The organism is Phenylobacterium conjunctum, from assembly GCF_042679085.1.
Lineage (GTDB): Bacteria > Pseudomonadota > Alphaproteobacteria > Caulobacterales > Caulobacteraceae > Phenylobacterium > Phenylobacterium conjunctum.
The window spans coordinates 66,048-82,513 of the sequence record NZ_JBHTLQ010000017.1; the positions used below are offsets into that span (position 1 = coordinate 66,048).

The following is a 16,466-nucleotide window of genomic DNA, read 5'->3' on the forward strand; positions in this document are numbered from 1 at the left end:
CTCCCACAAGGGGAGAAGGAAACGGAGGCCGCCACCCAATGGAGCCCCCCTACCCTTCCGACAGCGTGATGTAGAGCTCCCGCTCGATCACCCACTGGCCGGTGACCTTTCGCCAGGCGGCGAGATAGGCGCCGGCCATGGTCGTCTCGCCGTCGGTCCCGCGCCACAGGGCGGTCCAGCAGCCCTGCTCGGACGCGCGGTCGCCGGCCTGGTCGAGGGTGACCTCGCCCGAGGTGCGGACGTAGTTCACAAAGCCCGGATCGCGGAACTGGCCCGAAAAGGCGGCGACCACCGCCTCGACGCCGGACAGCACGCCGCCGTCGCCGCTGATCAGCACCATATCCTTGGAAAAGAACGGCCGCAGCCGCTGGGCGTCCTTGGCCGCGATCAGCTTGTTGGTCAGCTTGCGGCGGGCGCGGATGGCGTCTTCGGGGGCGGTCATGCCCCCGAAGCTAGCCAGATTTCGCTCAGCCCGCGACCCAGTTGCCGTGGAAGCCGAAGGGCACCCGGCGCGGAACCTCCGCCACCGCGATCGGCCCCGCCGCTACGTCCTGGGCGTCGAACACCAGGAAGTCCGAGCGGTTCTCCGCCGCCCGCCAGGCCACCGCCGTCAGCCAGCCCTGGCCTTCTGGCGCGCTGTCACTGGTCGGCGTGAACACCGGCTCGCTGACCAGGTCGCCGCCGGTGAACTCGTAGACCGAGCGCTTGCCGGTGGTCAGGTCGATATGGGCGATAGAGTTCAGCTTCACCGAGCCCGAGCGCGTCGTGTCGCCCGCGAACCAGCCATGCCGGTAGCCGGAGCCGGCCAGCCGCTCGTCGAAGCGCGGGAATTCGCCGTCCAGGTCGTCCAGCATCTCTTCCTGGATCGCATCGCTGTCCCCCGACAGGTCGAGGGTCCAGCGGGCCAGGCGCGCCGCCGACTTGTCGCCCCGGCGGCCGTCGGCCAGCGGGAACAGCGGGGCGCTGTCATAACGGAACACGTCGGCGATCAGCTTGCCGTCCTGCTCGTAGGCGTTCATCGGGTGGAAGACGTAGCAGGCCCCGGTGTGGAACCAGCGGATGGTCGAGACGTCGGCGTCACGGCGCATCACCCCCACATAGGCCGGCTTCTCCGGCTCCCAGGCATAGGCCGGCAGGCCCTTCATGGCCCGCTCCAGGCTGCCGGTCAGCGGCATGACCGGGAACAGCACGTAGTTCTCGGTGACCATGAAGTCATGCATCATCGCCCCGTAGGGCGCCTGGAAGTCCGAGCGCCGCACGACCTTGCCCGAGGCGTCGGTGACGCCATAGCTGATCATGTCGGACAGGGGCGCGTCGCCCACGCCATAGGCGAACCAGACCATCTCGCCGGTCTTGGGATCCATCTTCGGGTGCGCCGTCACACGCCCGGCATAGGGCTCGACATAGCCCAGCGACTTCAGGGTTCCCGGCTCGATCTCGAAGGGCATGTGCCCCTCTTCCAGCGCCAGCAGTTTGCCCGCGTGCCAGACGATATTGGTGTTGGCGACCCCGCCGTCCTTGCCGAAGGCGATAGGGTCCGAGGCCATGGGATTGAAGCCCGCGAACAGCGAGCGGCCATGCTCGTGCTCCAGCTCCCACTTGGGCGTGCGCACATAGCGGTTGCGGTAGGAGATCTTGCCGCCCTCGACCCGGAAGCCGTGGATCATGCCGTCGCCGGTGAACCAGTGATAGTTCGGATCGCGGGGCTCGAACTGCGGGTTCGGCCCGGTGCGATAGAGGGTCCCGCGCAGGTCCTTCGGGATCTGGCCCTTGGTGACCTTCAGGTCGAAGTCATCCTCGCTGCGGATCGGCGCGAAATTGCCGGCCAGATAGGGGTTGATGCGAACCTCACCGTCCATGTGCGTCTTCCTCCTGATGCCGCCGGTTCAGCCCGGCGTGATGATATGGCCTTCGTCCGGGCTGACCCGGCCCTCGAGCACAGCCGTGTAGGCGGCCTGCAATCCTTCGGCGCCCGCGTGCCGCACCAGCTTCAGCCAGGGCGCCCCGGCGACGAAGTCGGCCAGGCCCTTGGCGAAGCGGTCGTTCAGCGTCTCCATCCCCCACTCGCCCGCGCGCTTGCGGATCTGGTCGGGGGCGAAGAACAGGGCCGGCTGCGGCCCCGGCAGGGGTTGGGGCGCGCCACGCGGCGCTTCCCAGTGGGTGCCGCCGACGATGACGCTGCGCGCCAGGTCCGCGCCCAGGGCCGTGTGCACCGCCTCGGTCACCGACCGGTTTCCGGCGAAGTCCACATAGACCGACCCCGGGCCGGTCTTCAGCCCGCCCGCGGCGTCATAGGCCAGGACCTGGTCGTAGAGGCCCATCGGCTCCAAGCTCGCCAGATTGCCGGGCGAGCTCAAGCCCACCACCTTCAGGCCCCGTCGGCGGGCGAACCAGGCCAGGCCCATCGCGGTCTTGGACGAGGCCGAGGACAGCACCAGGGTCTTCACGCCGGCGTCCTCCGACAGGAAGTCGTCCAGCAGGAACGAGGTCATCAGCAGCGGTCGCAGCAGGGAGCGGTAGTCGTCGGTCGGGGTCTCCGGCGCGGCGTTGTAGGCGTTGTAGGTCGGCGGCAGCTCGGCCCGGTGGGCGGCGCGGTCGACAAAGCCGTCCCGCGACGGGACCAGGCGCATGGTGAAGTGGGTCGACATCGGTAGGTAGCCGAACAGCCGCAGGCCCGGCGCGATCCCCTCGGCCTTGGAGGCGATCACGCGGGCGAAGCCCCAGACCGGGATGCGGCCCCAGCCGTCCGGCGCCGGGAAGAACTTCCAATAGCCGAAGGCGTCGCCCATGGCGCCATAGGTGATGTTGTTGGCGGTGAGCGCGAAGCTCTCCACGGCCAGCAGCACTTCGCCGTCGGCCAGATCGGCGGGAACCGCCCCCTCGCTCAGCTGGGTCTTACGCAGATCCTTGCGGTCGATCAGAAGGTCCCAGGCGGCCATATGTCGTCATCCCCGGCAATTTTCTTACGTTGTAAATTTATTTCGTAAGTTGTAGGCCTTCGCAAGCGTTTTGTTTTCGAAAGGTGGGCATGCCCCGCGTCCTGTCCGAGTCCGACGTCGCGGACTTCCGCGAGCGCCTGTGCGAGGCCGCCGAGCGGCTGTTCGCCGAGCGCGGCCCGGACGCCGTGACCATGCGCCAGCTGGCCTCGGAACTGGGCGTCAGCCCGATGACCCCCTACCGCTATTTCGCGGACAAGGAGGACATCCTGGCCGCCGTCCGCGCCAACGGCTTCAACCGCTTCGCCGAGGCGCTCGAGACCGCCTATTCCAAGGCCGAGGGCGCGCGCGCCAAGGGCTCAGCGGTGGGCGAGGCCTATGTGACCTTCGCCTTCGAACACCCGCACACCTACAAGCTGATGTTCGACCTGCACCAGCCGATGGACGCCAAGTACGTCGACCTGCTGGCCGCCGCCCAACGGGCGCACGAGACCCAGACCCAGTACGTGAAGACCCTGATCAGCGATGGGGTCCTGGCGGGCGATCCGGACGAGATCGGCAACATGATGTGGGCCGCCGCCCACGGCGCGGTCAGCCTGGAACTCTCCGGCAAACTGCCCCCCGGCTCCGCCCGCGGCCTGGTGCGCAACATGAACCGCGCCCTGGCGCGGGGGCTGCGGCCCTAGAGCGCCGCGCGCGCTACCCCCCGATCGCCCGCATCACGCGCTCGATATCGTACGCCCCCTCCTCCAGCTTCTCCGGGTCCCATTCGCTGCGCGGGGTGGCGAAGAAGTCGCCGCCATAGACGTGCAGGGCGCCGGTCACCCGGGAGAGCGGGTTGATCACCGAGTGCACCACCTCCGGCCCGAAGGCGATGGTCTCGCCCTCGGCCAGGGATTTCGCGCCCGCCGCCTCGATGCGGCCCGCGGCGTCTCCAGCGATCCGCCGCCACAGGATATTGTCCTCGCGCCCCGCATAGACCCCGATCACCGCCCACATGGCGTGGTCGTGCGGCAGCAGCACCGCCTTGGGCGCCCACAGCACATTGAGCACGGTCAGGTCATCGGCCCGGTGCAGGATGTGCACCCCGCCCTTGGCCGGGGTTCCCAGCACCGCCATCAGGGCCTCGGGATCCGCCACCGCCCGGGCCACCACCTCCCGCACGGCCTTGTTCGGGCTGGGGTCAGACAGGGCCGCCTGGCAGTCGGCGATAAGCTGGTCGGTGTCGAACATGGGGGACTCTCCTCCCGCCCAGACTGCGCCGGCGGCCCGCGGTTCGCAAACGGCGCTTGACCCGACCCCTGGGGCCGCCCCGACTAAGGAAGGCGTCAACAGCCGGAGCCCCCGAGTCGTGCACGCCGAACACCTGAACCCCTCCGAAGCCGCCCGCCGCCTGGGCGTGTCATCCAAGGCCCTGCGCCTCTACGAGCAGCGCGGCCTCTTGAAGCCCTTGCGCACCGAAGCCGGCTGGCGGGTCTATGGTCCCGACCAGATGGCCCGCGCCGCCGAGATCGCCGCCCTACGACGGCTGGGCCTGAGCTTGGCCCAGGTGGGTCGGGTGCTGAAGGGCGACGCCTCGGGCCTGGAGGCGGCTCTGGCCGACCACCAGTCCGCCCTGGAAGTCCAGGCCCGCAGCCTGGCCGCCGCCGTGGATCAGGTCGCCGCCCTGCGCCGCGGCCTCACCGAGGGCCGCACCCCGGCCCTGGCCGAGCTCGCCCGCCTGGGTCGCCCATCGGGCGTGCTCAGCTGCGCCCTCGACCTGCCCTGGCCCTGGGGCGGCGAGCGGTTCGAGGTCTGGGACCTGCCGGCCCTCACCTACCTCACCGGCCCTCTGGGCAGCGGCAAGACCCGGCTCGCCCGCGCCCTCGCCCAGGCCCTGCCGGGCGGACGCTTTGCACCCATGGAGCGGATGCTGGACACCGCCCGGCTTGAGGCCGACCCAGCCCTGAAGGCCCGGGTCGACGCCGCCGCCGAACGGCTGGTCGCCGACGGCGCGGAGGCGAGCGAGGCGCTCACCACCCTGCTCTGCGAACTGGAGGACGCCAGCACCACGCCCCTGGTCATCGACATGGTGGAACAGGGTCTGTCGGAGGCCACCCAGGAAGCCCTGGTCGCCCAGCTGCGTCGGCGCGGGCCGGCAGCCAGGCCGCTGATCCTGATGACCCGCTCCAACGCCGTCCTCGACCTGGCCGCGGTCGGCCCGGACGAGGCGATCCTCTACTGCCCCGCCAACCACAGCCCGCCGATCCGGGTGGCCGCCCATCCGGGCGCGCCGGGCTATGAGGCCCTGGCGTCCTGCCTGGCCCCGCCAGAGGTCCGGGCGCGGACAGAAGGCATGATCGCCATCCGCCCGCCCGCGGCGTAGCTCCCTTCCCCTGCGCCTGAGGGAGGTGGGAGCCCCCTTCTCCAGAACGTCATGGCCGGGCTTGTCCCGGCCACCCATACGCGCCTGAAGTTCAAGGCGAGGCGCGGCGGCGGCGTTCACTCCACGACGTCGAGCACGGAGTTCATGGGTGGCCGGGACAAGCCCGGCCATGACGACGACGACGAGTTGGGAGAGCCTTCACCCTCCCAGCAGCCCGCGGCCTAGTTCTTCGCCGGGTGGCTGATCGACCAGACGTAGGACGACACGGCCTTCAGCTCGGCCGGCGACAGGGTCGCCCCGCCCATCGGCGGCATCAGGCTGCGATAGCGCTTGGGCTCGGCCACGCCCTTGGCGATGACCGCGCTCAGGCCCTCCACCGAGCCGTCGCTCCAGGCCCAGGTCCCCGACGTCAGGTCGGGGCCGAGAGGCGAGCCCTTGGCGTCGGCGCCGTGGCAGCCGGCGCAGGTCCCGCCCGCCGCCTGGCCGCGATAGATGCGCTCGCCCAGGGCCACCTCGGCGGCGGTGGAGCCAGGCGGGACCGACACGCCGCCGGTCTCGATCGTCGCCGTCGGGGCCGCGACCGAAGCCGGCATCACGGCCGCCTGCGGCTTCACAGGGCCGGCGCCGCCCTGCCAGGTCACGCGCCAGATCCGGCCCTTCACGTCGTCGGCGATGTAGAGCGCCCCGTCCGGGCCGACGGTCAGGCCCATAGGCCGGTGCTCGGCCTTGCCGGGGTCCTTCTTGGCGCCCACGAAGCCGTCGGCGAACACCACCCAGTCGCCCGCGGACTTGCCGTCCTTCAGCGGCTGGAACACCACATTGTAGCCGGCCTGGGGCGCGGGCGCCCGGTTCCAGGAGCCGTGGAAAGCGATGAAGGCGCCGCCACGATAGGCGGCCGGGAATTGCTTGGCGGTGTAGATGGCGAGCGCGTTGGGCGCCCAGTGGGCCGGGAAGGCCGCGACCGGCGGGTCCTTGTCGGCGCAGCGACCCACGGCCTTGCCGCCATCGCCGCCGTATTCCGGCGCCAGCACCAGCTTCACGCCGTCATGGTAGCAATAGGGCCAGCCGTAATCCCCGCCCTCCTTAAGCTGCACCAACACTTCCGACGGCAGCTCGGCGCCGGCGATCGGATCGGGATAGAGCTTGGGCCACAGGCCCGGCAGCTGGTCGCGGCCGTGCTGGGTGGCGAAGACCCGGCCCTGCGCGTCATAGGCCAGGCCCTCGCCGTTGCGGTTGCCGGTGGCGTAGCGTTCCTTGGGTGAGAACACCTGGCCCAGCTTGTTGGCGTCATAGCGCCAGATGCCGGCCCGGGTTTCCAGCTCCGTACACGGGTCGTTCCCCGCCACGCCCGGCGCCCGGTCCTTGGCCTGGCAGGCGTTGGTGGCCGAGCCCATGTCGATGAACAGCTGGCCCTTCGGGTCGATGACGAAGGGGTGCATGGGGTGGTTGCCGCCGAGCGGCAGGCCCGAGACCACCACCTGCGGCTTGGCCTGCGGCGCGAACTCGCCGGCCTTCAGCGGATAGCGGACGATCCGGTCGTTCACCTCGGCGTAGACGAAGCCCTTATAGACCCCGACGCCGGTGCCGCCCTTGGCGCCGTCGGCCTCGGTCTCGCCGAAGCGGGCGGTCTGGTCGGACACGCCGTCGCCATTGGTGTCCTTGACCGCCATCAGGAAGCCGCCCTCCGGCGACTTGGAGCCGGGGTAATAAGCCCCGCCCCACGAGTTCGCGTAGATCGTCCCGTCCGGCCCCGCCGCGATATGGCGCACGTGGCCCAGATTGTCGGCGAACACCGTGGCGCAGAAGCCCGGCGGCAGGGCGAGCCCGCCATTGTCGCCGACGCAGGCCGCGGCCTTTGCATCGGTCTGGGCCTGGCCCTGGCCGCCCGCCCCACAGGCGAGCAGGACGCCCGCGGCGCCGAGGACGAACAGGCTGGGGAATGCGGCTCTGCGAAGTAGGGACATCTGAAATGGCTCCGGAACGAATCCGGTCACCCTAAACGCCGCCGCCCGGGGGGCAAGCGGCGCGCACGCCTTGACGGCCCCCACGGCAGGCCGCCCAACTGCGGCCAACCAAACAGGGAGAAGACGCCATGGCCGAGATCAAGCCCTTCGAGGTCCGCTGGACCGACGCCGAGGTCAATGCGGTGCTGGACCAGGTCCGCGCCTATCCCTGGCCGGTGGCCCCCGCCGTCGAGGACGGCTGGAACTATGGCTGCGACGCGGCCTACCTGAAGGCGCTCTGCGACCACTGGACCGGCGCCTATGACTGGAAGGCCGCGGCGGCCGAGCTGAACCGCTTCCCGCAGTTCACGGCGCGGGTCGAAGATTTCGACCTGCACTTCCTGCACGTGGTCGGCGAGGCCGGGGGCAAGCGGCCCCTGCTGCTGACCCACGGCTGGCCCGGCTCGCACTACGAGTTCTGGGGCGCCATTGAGAAGCTGGCCTTCCCCACCCGCTTCGGCGGCAAGGCCGAGGACGCCTTCGACCTGGTGATCCCGTCCCTGCCCGGCTTTGGCTTCTCCTCCAAGCCCGCCCGCCCCATCGGCCAGCGCCTTACCGCGCGGCTGTTCAACACCCTGATGACGGACGTGCTCGGCTATTCGTCCTATGTCGCCCAGGGCGGCGACTGGGGCGGCCTCGTCACCTCCTGGCTGGGCTTCGACCACGGCAAGTCGGTGCGCGCCATCCACCTGAACATGATCGGCTTCCGCCCCTCCGGCCCGCCGGAATCCGATGACGAGATCGCCTGGCTGACCAAGCAGGGCATGATGATGGACATGATGGGGGCCTATTTCCGCCTCCAGGCCTCCAAGCCCCAGTCGCTGGCCTGGCTTGGCGCCGGCAACCCCGTGGGCCAGGCCGCCTGGATCGCTGAGCGGTTCCACGACTGGTCGGACCTGAGCACCAAGTCCCTGGACCAGGCCCATCCCAAGGACCGCCTGCTGACCAACATCATGCTCTACGTGATGACCGGCAGCTTCACGACCGGCGCCTGGTACTATCGCGGCCTGCTCGAAGAGGGCGGAGTCAACCTAGACGGCAAGCGCTGCGAGACCCCGACCGCCTTTGCGAACTTCCCCGGCGAGCCGCTCTATTCCGCCCCGCCGCGCTCCTGGGCCGACCGCGCCTACAATATCGTCCGCTGGACCGAGATGCCCCGCGGCGGGCACTTCGCGGCCATGGAGGAGCCGGACCTGTTCGTCGAGGACGTCCAGGCCTGGGGCCGCACCACCTGAAGACTCCACAAACGCGGGCCAGGGGCTAAACACGGCGCCATGGCCCGCTACGACTTCGCTTCCGACAACACCGCCCCCGCCGCGCCCGAGGCGATCGACGCCCTCATCAAGGCCAACTCGGGGTTCACGCCCGGCTACGGCGCCGACGCCATCAGCCGCCGGGCGGCGGACCTGATCCGCGAGACGCTCGACGCCGATGCAGAGGTCCGGTTCGTGGCCTCGGGCACGGCGGCCAACTCGATCGCGCTGGCCACCCTGGTTCAGCCCTTCGAGGCGGTGCTGGCCCATGAGCACGCCCACATCGCCACCGACGAAACCGGCGCCCCGACCTTCTTCGGTCACGGCCTGGGCATCAGCCGCCTGCCGGGCGCCTCGGGCCGCATCGATCCCGCCAGCCTCACTGCGCCCCTGGCCGCCCGCGACCAGGCCCACTGGCAGTCGCCCGCTGCGCTCTCGATCACCAACGCCACCGAGTACGGCGCGGTCTATGCCGCCGCCCACATCCAGGCCCTCACCGCCCCGGTGAAGGCCAAGGGCTACAGCGTCCACCTGGACGGCGCCCGGCTGGCCAACGCGGCGGCCTCCGGCTTCGACCTGAAGGGGATCAAGGACCTGGGCGTCGACATCCTGGTGTTCGGCGGCACCAAGGCCGGCATGACGCCCACCGAGGCCATCGTCCTGTTCGACAAGGCCCTGGCCCGCCGGTTCGACGCCCGCCTGAAGCAATCCGGCCAGCTGCCCTCCAAGGGCCGCTTCTACGCCGCCCCCTTCATCGGCATGCTGGAGGACGCAGCGATCCTGCGACACGCCGCCCACGCCAACGCGATGGCCAAGCGTCTCGCCGCCGCCCAGCCCTTCAAGGTCACCCACCCGGTCGAGGCCAACGCCGTCTTCGTCGACATGGATGACGAACGCCTGGCCCGCCTGCACGCCACCGGCTGGTTCGTCTACCGCTTCATCGACGGCTCGGTCCGCCTCATGTGCTCCTGGGCGACGACGCCCGAGGCGGTGGACGAGCTGGCGGCGGTGCTGCGGTCGCTGGCCTAGTCGGCCGTCCGCCTACTCCGCCAACCACCCCAAGATCTCCGGCCACTGGCGCAGCGGCATGAAGTGGCCCACGTCGGGGAACAGCCGGGTCTCGGCGACGCGCCCGCCCAGCCACTCCACCACCTGGGTGGCGCTGGCCATGGGATCGTCGGCGCCATGCCAGACACTGATCGGGGCGGTGAGGCCCGCAAGGTCCAGGGTCGAGTTACGCGCGGCGCACTTAACCTCGTCGGCGATGCCACGGCTGGTGAGCGCCAGGGATTCGGCGATGTACTCGCAGATATAGCCGACGACACCGGGATGGTCGGCGAGATAGGCCGCGTCCGACGGCGCCGAAGCCGCCGTGCGAACAAACCGCTCCACTTGGCCCCGGCTCAACTGGCGGCGCAGCAGGGCGAACATCAGGTCCGAGAGCCAGGAGTTGCGCAGCAGCCGGCGGCGGAACAGCACCATACGGTGCTGACGGTCCGCCTCGGTCTCCGCCGTCTGGCCCGAGGGCCGGGCCGAGGCCAGCATCACCTTCGACACCGCCTCGCCCAGCTCGGCCGCCAGGCACAGGGCGAAGGGCGCGCCGGCCATGAAGCCGACGATCCTTAGGTCTCGCAGCTCCAGGCTGCGGCACAGGGCGGCCATGTCGGCGGCCACCGCCTCGAAGCTGAACTCCGGATGGGGCTCGCTGCGCCCGGCGCCAGGCCGATCCGCGCAGATCAGGCGCAGGCCCAGGTCCCGCGCCAGGCTGTCCGTGCCCCTCGGCAGCACGCTGCATCCCAGGCCCTGATGCACCACCAGGGCGGGCCGCCCGCGCGGATCGCCGTATTCCCGCCAGGCCATCCGCCGGTCGCCCAGTCCGAACAGCCGCAAGGGCGGCGCGGCGCGCACGGCCCCGCCCTCGGTCGCGGCGATGGGCTCGTCAGCGCTGAGCGCGCCGGCCAGGCCGCCCAGGTCGGTCAGGGCCTTCACCAGGTCGCTCTGGCGGGTCAGGCCCACCTTGTCGAACACCGCGCGCAGCTGGTTGCGCACCGTATGGAAGCTGACGCCTAAGGCGGCGGCGGCCTCCTTGAGGCTCAGGCCTTCCTTCAGCTTGGCCGCCAGCCGGGTCTCGGCCACGGTGAGGCCGAAGCTGCGCCGCAGGTTGGCCCAAAGCCGGTCGCTGGCGTCCACGGCCGGAAACACCATGGCCAGCCGGGGAACCTCATCGCCGATCCGCAGCACCCCGGCCTGCAAAGGGGCCGGCAGGGCCTCGGCCGGGGTCACATAGGCGAAGCAGGGCGCCTCGTCGGCGGCGGTGGTGAACTTGACGATGACCTGCGGGCCGACACCGGCCTCCAACCGTTGGCGCGCCTGGGCCAGGGCCTCGTGATTGACGGGACTGAAGTGGAGGGCCGAGCCGACGGTGATCGCTCCCAGGCGATCCAGCAGCACCGCCTCGCCGGCCGGGTTCCAGGCGCAGACGGCGCCCGTGGCTGAAACCATGACGACACCGACCCCCGGCGGCTCCAGCAGCGGCGCCGCCATCTCGGCGATGGGAACCCCGACGGGATCGCCAAGGGCGTCGATCACCTGCTCCCAGCCATTAGGCCGGGCGGCCACAGCCCGCAGAGCGCCCAGCACCAGGGCGAGATCGGCTCGCGCGGCGGCCGGCGGGGCGGTCGGGGTTTCGGGGGTAGGCTTAGGCAAGCTTGAGACTCACGCCGCGGATCTTGGGGTCGCCCCTCATGATCCGCAGCGCTGTTCAGACGTGTCCAGACTACTTGGCGACGAACTTCGCCAGGCGGCCCTGGATGATCTCCTCGGCCTCGCGGACCATGCGGCTGATCAGGTCAGCGCACGACGGAATGTCGTGGATCAGGCCCTGGATCTGGCCGGCCGACCAGATGCCGGCGTCGTTGTCGCCGACCTCATAGACGCTGCGGCCGCGCACGCCGGCCACCAGTTCGCGCACGTCCTCGAACTTAGCGCCCTGACGCTCCAGCGCGACGACCTGCTGGCTGACGGCGTTCTTCGCCACCCGGCTGGTGTTGTGCATGGTGCGGAAGATCAGGTCGGTGGAGCGTTCGTCGTTGGCGACGATCTGTTCCTTGATGGCCTGGTGGATCGGGCTTTCCTTGGTGCACATGAAGCGGGTGCCCATGTTCACGCCCTCGGCGCCCAGGGCCAGGGCGGCGACCAGGCCGCGCGCATCGCCAATGCCGCCCGAGGCGATCATCGGGATTTTGATCTTGTCAGCGGCGGCCGGGATCAGGATCAGGCCGGGGACGTCGTCCTCGCCCGGGTGGCCGGCGCACTCGAAGCCGTCGATGGAGATGGCGTCCACGCCCATGCGTTCAGCCGACAGGCCGTGACGGACGCTCGTGCACTTATGGATGACGACCACGCCGTGCTTCTTGAACTCGTCGACGTGTTCCTGCGGCTTGTTGCCGGCGGTCTCGACGATCTTCACGCCGGAATCGATGATCGCCTGGCGGTACTCGGCGTAGGGCGGCGGGTTGATGGCCGGCAGGATGGTCAGGTTCACGCCGAACGGCTTGTCGGTCAGCTTGCGGCAGCGCGCGATTTCCTCGCGCAGGGCGTCCGGCGTCGGCTGGGTCAGGGCGGTGATGAAGCCCAGGCCGCCGGCGTTGGCCACCGCGGCCACCAGCTCGGCCCGACCGACCCACTGCATGCCCCCCTGCACGATGGGGTGCTCAACGCCCACCAGCTCCGTGAAACGCGTCTTCAACGCCATGACGTTCTCCCAAACGATTGTTTGGACCACACTGAACCGGGCGACGTCGGGTCACGCAAGGCCCGGCTTGGGGTGGGCGGCTTTTCCCTGCGCACCCCCCAGTTCGGGTGAGGTGAGACAAGGCGCCGCAGCGGCCAGTGGCGAAGCCTGATTTCACACCTCGTTAAGCCCGACAGTAGAGCCTTCGTCCACCATATGGAGGCGACAGTGACCGCGCAGGCCCAAGTGAAAGCAGAGTTGCAGGCGGGTGTCGCCCAGACCTTTGAGGTGCTGGCCTGGGAAATCGAGTTGGCGGGCGCGCGCTGTATTCACCTGGACAAGCTGATCGGCGAAATCCTGCCCGACATGCCCAATCCGCACCGTGAGCAGCTGCTCGAAAGCCTGCACACGGTCGACCTGCTGGCCCAGCACCTGACCAACCTCTCGGCCTTCGCCCGGCACATGGGCGAAAGCGCGCCGGCGGACATGAGCGTCACCGTCCAAGGCGCCATCGGCGACATCACCCTGGGCGCCCTGGCCGACCGCATGTTCACGGCCCTCGGCGGCGAGGAGCCGGAGGAGAACGATCACGAAGCCGGCGACCTGGACCTGTTCTGAGCCGGATCGAGACCCAGATGCAATTCGACACCAAAGGCCAGAGAATCCTCGTCGCGGATGGCGACCGTGCGGTCCTGGAGATGCTGCAGATCCGGCTCGACGTCGCCGGCTACGTGGTCCACATCGCCCGCACCGGCCCCGCCGCCCTGGAGGCCATCAAGACCTTCCGCCCCGCCGCGGTGGTGATGGACCTGAACCTGCCGGACATGAATGGCCTGGACGTGTTGCGCGCCCTCAATCCCCAGGGCGGCAAGCTGTCCATGCCGATCCTGCTGATCGGCCGCAAGCTGGCCATCGAGGACGTGAAGACCGCCGTGGGCCTGGGCGCCCGTGACGCCCTGGCCAAGCCGTTCAGCGGCGCGGACTTCCTGGAGCGCGTCGCCCGCCTGCTGCGCAAGCCGGCGATGGCGGCCTGACCGAAGCCTACTGCAGGCCGCTGCGGCCGATAGCGTAGAACCGCTCGGCGCGCTGGGTCTTCAGGGCCTTGGCGTCCATCTTCTCCAGGGCCGCGAGCTCCTGCTCGACCGCGTCGCCCACCGCCTGGATGGCGGCTTCCGGGTCTGAATGCGCCCCGCCCGCCGGCTCAGGCACGATGCGGTCGACGATCTTCATGCCGATCAGGTCCTGGGCGGTGATCTTCATCGCCTTGGCGGCTTCCTCGGCGGTGCGGGCGCCGCGCCACAGGATCGAGTTCGCGCCCTCGGGCGGGATCACCGAATAGATGGCGTGCTCCAGGATCAGCACCCGGTTGCCGCAGGCGATGCCCAGCGCGCCGCCGGAGCCGCCCTCGCCGGTCACCACCGCAACCATCGGCGTCTCCAGCATCAGACACTTCTCGGTCGCCCGGGCGATGGCCTCGGCCACGCCGCGCTCTTCCGAGCCAATGCCCGGATAGGCGGCCGGGGTGTCGACGAAGCTGATCACCGGCAGCTTGAACCGCTCGGCCATCTCCATCAGGCGCACCGCCTTGCGGTAGCCCTCGGGGCGGCCATAACCGAAATTGTGCTTCACGCGGGTGACGGTGTCGCGGCCCTTCTCATGGCCCATCACCACCACCGGCTGGCCGCGGAACCGGCCCAGCCCGCCCAGGATCGCCTGGTCGTCGCCGAACTTGCGGTCGCCGCGCAGCTCCACGAACTCCTCGATCAGCCCGCCGCAATAGTCGACGAAGTGCGGCCGGTCGGGATGACGCGCCACCTGGGTCTTCTGCCAGGCGTCCAGGTGCGCATAGGCCTCCTGGCGCATCTCCTTGGCGCGGGCGCGTAGGGCCTCGATCTCGCTGTCCAGGCTTCCGGACCCGGCGGTCTCGGACAGTTTGGAGAGTTCCTCGATCTTGGCTTCGAGATCGGCGATCGGGCGCTCGAACTCGAGATAATGCGCGGCCATGCCTGAGACTTTTTCCGTGGTCGGGAGGCCGGAAACTAGGCGTGTTGGCCCCGCCTCACAAGCCCCGCGACCTGCACGGCTCTGCAACCCCTCAGGCTTGGCGACGTTTCGTTGGCGGAGGCGGAACGGCCGGTGATGGCTGACTCCCCGCCCCAGACGCTCGCGCGGCTCCGGACGGGAGCGCCGCGCCGTTTGCCCCATGGAGACGATGATGAAAGCCTTGAAGATCGCCCTGGTCGCGACGGTCGCCCTCGGTGCGGCGGCCCCGGCCCTCGCCCAATACCGGCCCACCGCCCAGTACCAGCAGGAGTATCGCGACTATCTGCGCGACCGCTCGGACTACCAGATGAGCCGGGCCGACTATGACCGCGCCCGCGCCGACTATGAGGCCCGCCGCGACCGCTGGGAGCGGGACCGCGCCGCCTATGACGCCCGCTGGGGCTATGGCGCCTACGCCCGCCGCTATCCCGCGCCGGTGTGGGACACCGCCTATTGGGACGCCAACGGCTATGGCCGCGACACCGCCTATACCGGCGCCTATGTCGATCCCTGCCGCCAGCAGTCGAACAACAAGACCGTCGCCGGCGGCCTGATCGGCGCCCTGGCCGGCGCAGCTCTGGGCTCCAACGTGGCCGCCAAGAACGCCCGCACCGAGGGCGCGGTGCTGGGCGCCGTGGTCGGCGGCGCGATCGGCGCCAATGTCGGCAAGGCCGCGGGCAAGGCCCGCTGCGACCAGGCCGGCTACTACTACAACTACGCCGACACCGTGCCGTACCGCGAAAGCCGCTACGCCCGCTCCGGCGACTACGACTATCGCTACTATTCCCGCAACCGCTGCCGCCTGGCGCCCGCCCCGGTCGACGCCACCGGCGACGTCCGCTACGTCCGCGTCTGCCCCGATGGCCAGGGCCGGTATCGGATTACGGGGTAAGTCGACGGCCCCTCCCCCAGGAGGGGCCACCCCACACCGCTTATCCCGGCGAATGCCGGGATCCAGATCATATGGCTCTGAGCAAGCCGTATAGGCTCTTGAGCTCGCCTTCCGGTCAGCGGTTGCGCACGTCACCTGGATCCCGGCATTCGCCGGGATGAGCGGAACTAGCTCTTCCGCCCCAGCGGGTGCTTGGTCGCCACCACTTCGGTCAGCCGGTCCGACGCCACGTGGGTGTAGATCTGGGTGGTGGCGATATCGGCGTGGCCGAGCAGCTTCTGCACCACCCGCAGGTCGGCGCCGCCCTCCAGCAGGTGGGTCGCAAAGGCGTGCCGCAGCACGTGCGGGCTGACCCGCGCCGGGTCGATCCCGGCGTCGGCCGCGGCCTCGTCCAGCAGCTGGGCGAAGCGCCGGGGCGTCAGGCGTCCGGCCTTGCCGCGTGACGGAAACAGCCAGGGATTGGCCTTGTCGCCCTTGGGCAGGAAGGCCTTCCTCACCTCCAGCCAGGCCTTCACCGCCGCCCGCGCCTGGGCGTTCAGCGGCGCCAGCCGGTCTTTGCCGCCCTTGCCGGTGACGATCAGGTAGGCCGGGTCCCGCGCCAGGGCCGCCAGCGGCAAGGCGGTCAGCTCCGAGATCCGCAGGCCCGAGGCGTAGATCAACTCCACCATGCAGGCGAGCCGGATCCCTTCCCCGCCATCCCGCGCACCGGCGGCGGCGATCAGCCGGTCGACCTCGTCGCGGGACAGCACCTTGGGCAAGGGCCGGCCCTTGCGGGGCGCCTCGACCCGGCGGCTGGGATCGTCGCTGCGCCAGGTCTCGCCCAGCACAAAGCGGTAGAACTGCCGGACGGACGCCCGTCGCCGGGCCGCGGTGGCCGGCGACAGGCCTCGCGCGCCCAGCTCGGCGAAATAGGCCTCAATGTCCTCGGCCGTGGCGGATCCGAAGTCGCGTCCAAGGCCCGCCAGGAAGCCCGAGGCGTCCGCCAGGTCCTTACCGTAGGCGGTCAGGGTGTTGTGGGCGGCGGCGCGTTCCGCCGCCATCATCTCCAGAAAGGCCTCGACCCAGCCCGAACTCATCTCTGGGCCAGCAGGCCTTCAAGGGCGAAGGCCTTGGCGTCAGCTTCCAGGCCGGCGGACTTGAGCGCCCGGATCACCCGCACGCGGTCGCCGGGCGCCGGGCCCGCAGGCCCCGCGTCCACGGCGATCCACAGGGCCAGCAGCGCCGCCTCGCCCGGCCGGCCC

17 protein-coding genes are annotated in these 16,466 nt (G+C 70.2%); 8 read left to right on the forward strand and 9 right to left on the reverse strand.

Annotated features, from left to right (window positions below):
• Positions 1–49: 49 nt before the first annotated feature.
• Genes ACFQ27_RS09615 through ACFQ27_RS09625 form a run of 3 tightly spaced genes read right to left on the reverse strand, consistent with a single transcriptional unit; the run spans position 50 to position 2,939 of the window.
• Positions 50–442 (reverse strand): YybH family protein, encoded by a 393-nt coding sequence (locus ACFQ27_RS09615; RefSeq protein ID WP_377353437.1) that lies wholly within the window; start codon positions 440–442, stop codon positions 50–52.
• Between the two features lie 25 nt (positions 443–467).
• A complete protein-coding gene (locus ACFQ27_RS09620; protein WP_377353438.1) occupies positions 468–1,859 on the reverse strand; it encodes a carotenoid oxygenase family protein in 1,392 nt (463 codons plus the stop codon).
• Between the two features lie 27 nt (positions 1,860–1,886).
• Positions 1,887–2,939 (reverse strand): DUF2855 family protein, encoded by a 1,053-nt coding sequence (locus tag ACFQ27_RS09625; protein WP_377353439.1) that lies wholly within the window; start codon positions 2,937–2,939, stop codon positions 1,887–1,889.
• Between the two features lie 89 nt (positions 2,940–3,028).
• Between ACFQ27_RS09625 and ACFQ27_RS09630 the strand changes: the two genes are divergently transcribed.
• Positions 3,029–3,622: a TetR/AcrR family transcriptional regulator gene (locus ACFQ27_RS09630; protein WP_374348384.1), complete on the forward strand. Its 594-nt coding sequence runs from the start codon at positions 3,029–3,031 to the stop codon at positions 3,620–3,622.
• 13 nt (positions 3,623–3,635) lie between these two features.
• On the opposite strand, the gene ACFQ27_RS09635 is transcribed toward ACFQ27_RS09630, so the two are convergent.
• Positions 3,636–4,169, reverse strand: coding sequence for a cysteine dioxygenase family protein (locus ACFQ27_RS09635; RefSeq protein ID WP_374348381.1), 534 nt, complete (start codon positions 4,167–4,169; stop codon positions 3,636–3,638).
• A 118-nt stretch (positions 4,170–4,287) separates the two neighbouring features.
• Here ACFQ27_RS09635 and ACFQ27_RS09640 point away from each other — a divergent pair, with 118 nt between their 5' ends.
• Both ACFQ27_RS09640 and ACFQ27_RS09645 read left to right on the forward strand, forming a co-directional pair.
• Positions 4,288–5,301, forward strand: a complete 1,014-nt coding sequence (locus ACFQ27_RS09640) for a MerR family transcriptional regulator (protein WP_377353440.1) — start codon at positions 4,288–4,290, stop codon at positions 5,299–5,301.
• Between the two features lie 51 nt (positions 5,302–5,352).
• Complete coding sequence (locus ACFQ27_RS09645) at positions 5,353–5,526, forward strand: hypothetical protein (protein ID WP_377353441.1); 174 nt, start codon at positions 5,353–5,355, stop codon at positions 5,524–5,526.
• On the opposite strand, the gene ACFQ27_RS09650 is transcribed toward ACFQ27_RS09645, so the two are convergent.
• On the reverse strand, positions 5,523–7,265 hold the full coding sequence (locus ACFQ27_RS09650) for a PQQ-dependent sugar dehydrogenase (RefSeq protein WP_377353442.1): 1,743 nt from the start codon (positions 7,263–7,265) through the stop codon (positions 5,523–5,525). The genes ACFQ27_RS09645 and ACFQ27_RS09650 overlap by 4 nt on opposite strands.
• Before the next feature lie 128 nt (positions 7,266–7,393).
• On the opposite strand from ACFQ27_RS09650, the gene ACFQ27_RS09655 reads away from it, so the two are divergent.
• Together ACFQ27_RS09655 and ACFQ27_RS09660 are read left to right on the forward strand one after the other, a co-directional pair.
• Complete coding sequence (locus ACFQ27_RS09655) at positions 7,394–8,539, forward strand: epoxide hydrolase family protein (RefSeq protein WP_377353444.1); 1,146 nt, start codon at positions 7,394–7,396, stop codon at positions 8,537–8,539.
• 39 nt (positions 8,540–8,578) lie between these two features.
• Entirely contained in the window at positions 8,579–9,586 is a 1,008-nt protein-coding gene (locus ACFQ27_RS09660; protein ID WP_377353445.1) for a threonine aldolase family protein, read from the forward strand.
• 12 nt (positions 9,587–9,598) lie between these two features.
• Here the strand turns inward: ACFQ27_RS09660 and ACFQ27_RS09665 are convergent, their stop codons facing one another.
• On the reverse strand, positions 9,599–11,263 hold the full coding sequence (locus tag ACFQ27_RS09665) for an alpha/beta fold hydrolase (RefSeq protein WP_377353446.1): 1,665 nt from the start codon (positions 11,261–11,263) through the stop codon (positions 9,599–9,601).
• 70 nt (positions 11,264–11,333) lie between these two features.
• Entirely contained in the window at positions 11,334–12,311 is a 978-nt protein-coding gene (locus ACFQ27_RS09670) for an NAD(P)H-dependent flavin oxidoreductase (protein ID WP_374348363.1), read from the reverse strand.
• A 207-nt stretch (positions 12,312–12,518) separates the two neighbouring features.
• On the opposite strand from ACFQ27_RS09670, the gene ACFQ27_RS09675 reads away from it, so the two are divergent.
• On the forward strand, positions 12,519–12,908 hold the full coding sequence (locus ACFQ27_RS09675) for a hypothetical protein (protein WP_374348360.1): 390 nt from the start codon (positions 12,519–12,521) through the stop codon (positions 12,906–12,908).
• A 17-nt stretch (positions 12,909–12,925) separates the two neighbouring features.
• Positions 12,926–13,324, forward strand: a complete 399-nt coding sequence (locus ACFQ27_RS09680) for a response regulator transcription factor (RefSeq protein ID WP_374348359.1) — start codon at positions 12,926–12,928, stop codon at positions 13,322–13,324.
• A 7-nt stretch (positions 13,325–13,331) separates the two neighbouring features.
• Here ACFQ27_RS09680 and ACFQ27_RS09685 read toward each other — a convergent pair whose 3' ends face one another.
• Positions 13,332–14,294, reverse strand: coding sequence for an acetyl-CoA carboxylase carboxyltransferase subunit alpha (locus ACFQ27_RS09685; RefSeq protein ID WP_374348357.1), 963 nt, complete (start codon positions 14,292–14,294; stop codon positions 13,332–13,334).
• Positions 14,295–14,505: 211 nt separating this feature from the next.
• Here ACFQ27_RS09685 and ACFQ27_RS09690 point away from each other — a divergent pair, with 211 nt between their 5' ends.
• Positions 14,506–15,225 (forward strand): glycine zipper 2TM domain-containing protein, encoded by a 720-nt coding sequence (locus ACFQ27_RS09690; protein ID WP_377353448.1) that lies wholly within the window; start codon positions 14,506–14,508, stop codon positions 15,223–15,225.
• A gap of 167 nt (positions 15,226–15,392) precedes the next feature.
• On the opposite strand, the gene ACFQ27_RS09695 is transcribed toward ACFQ27_RS09690, so the two are convergent.
• The gene (locus ACFQ27_RS09695; protein WP_377353449.1) at positions 15,393–16,301 is read right to left on the reverse strand and encodes a tyrosine recombinase; all 909 of its coding nucleotides are present in this window, start codon (positions 16,299–16,301) and stop codon (positions 15,393–15,395) included.
• Positions 16,302–16,466: the final 165 nt, after the last annotated feature.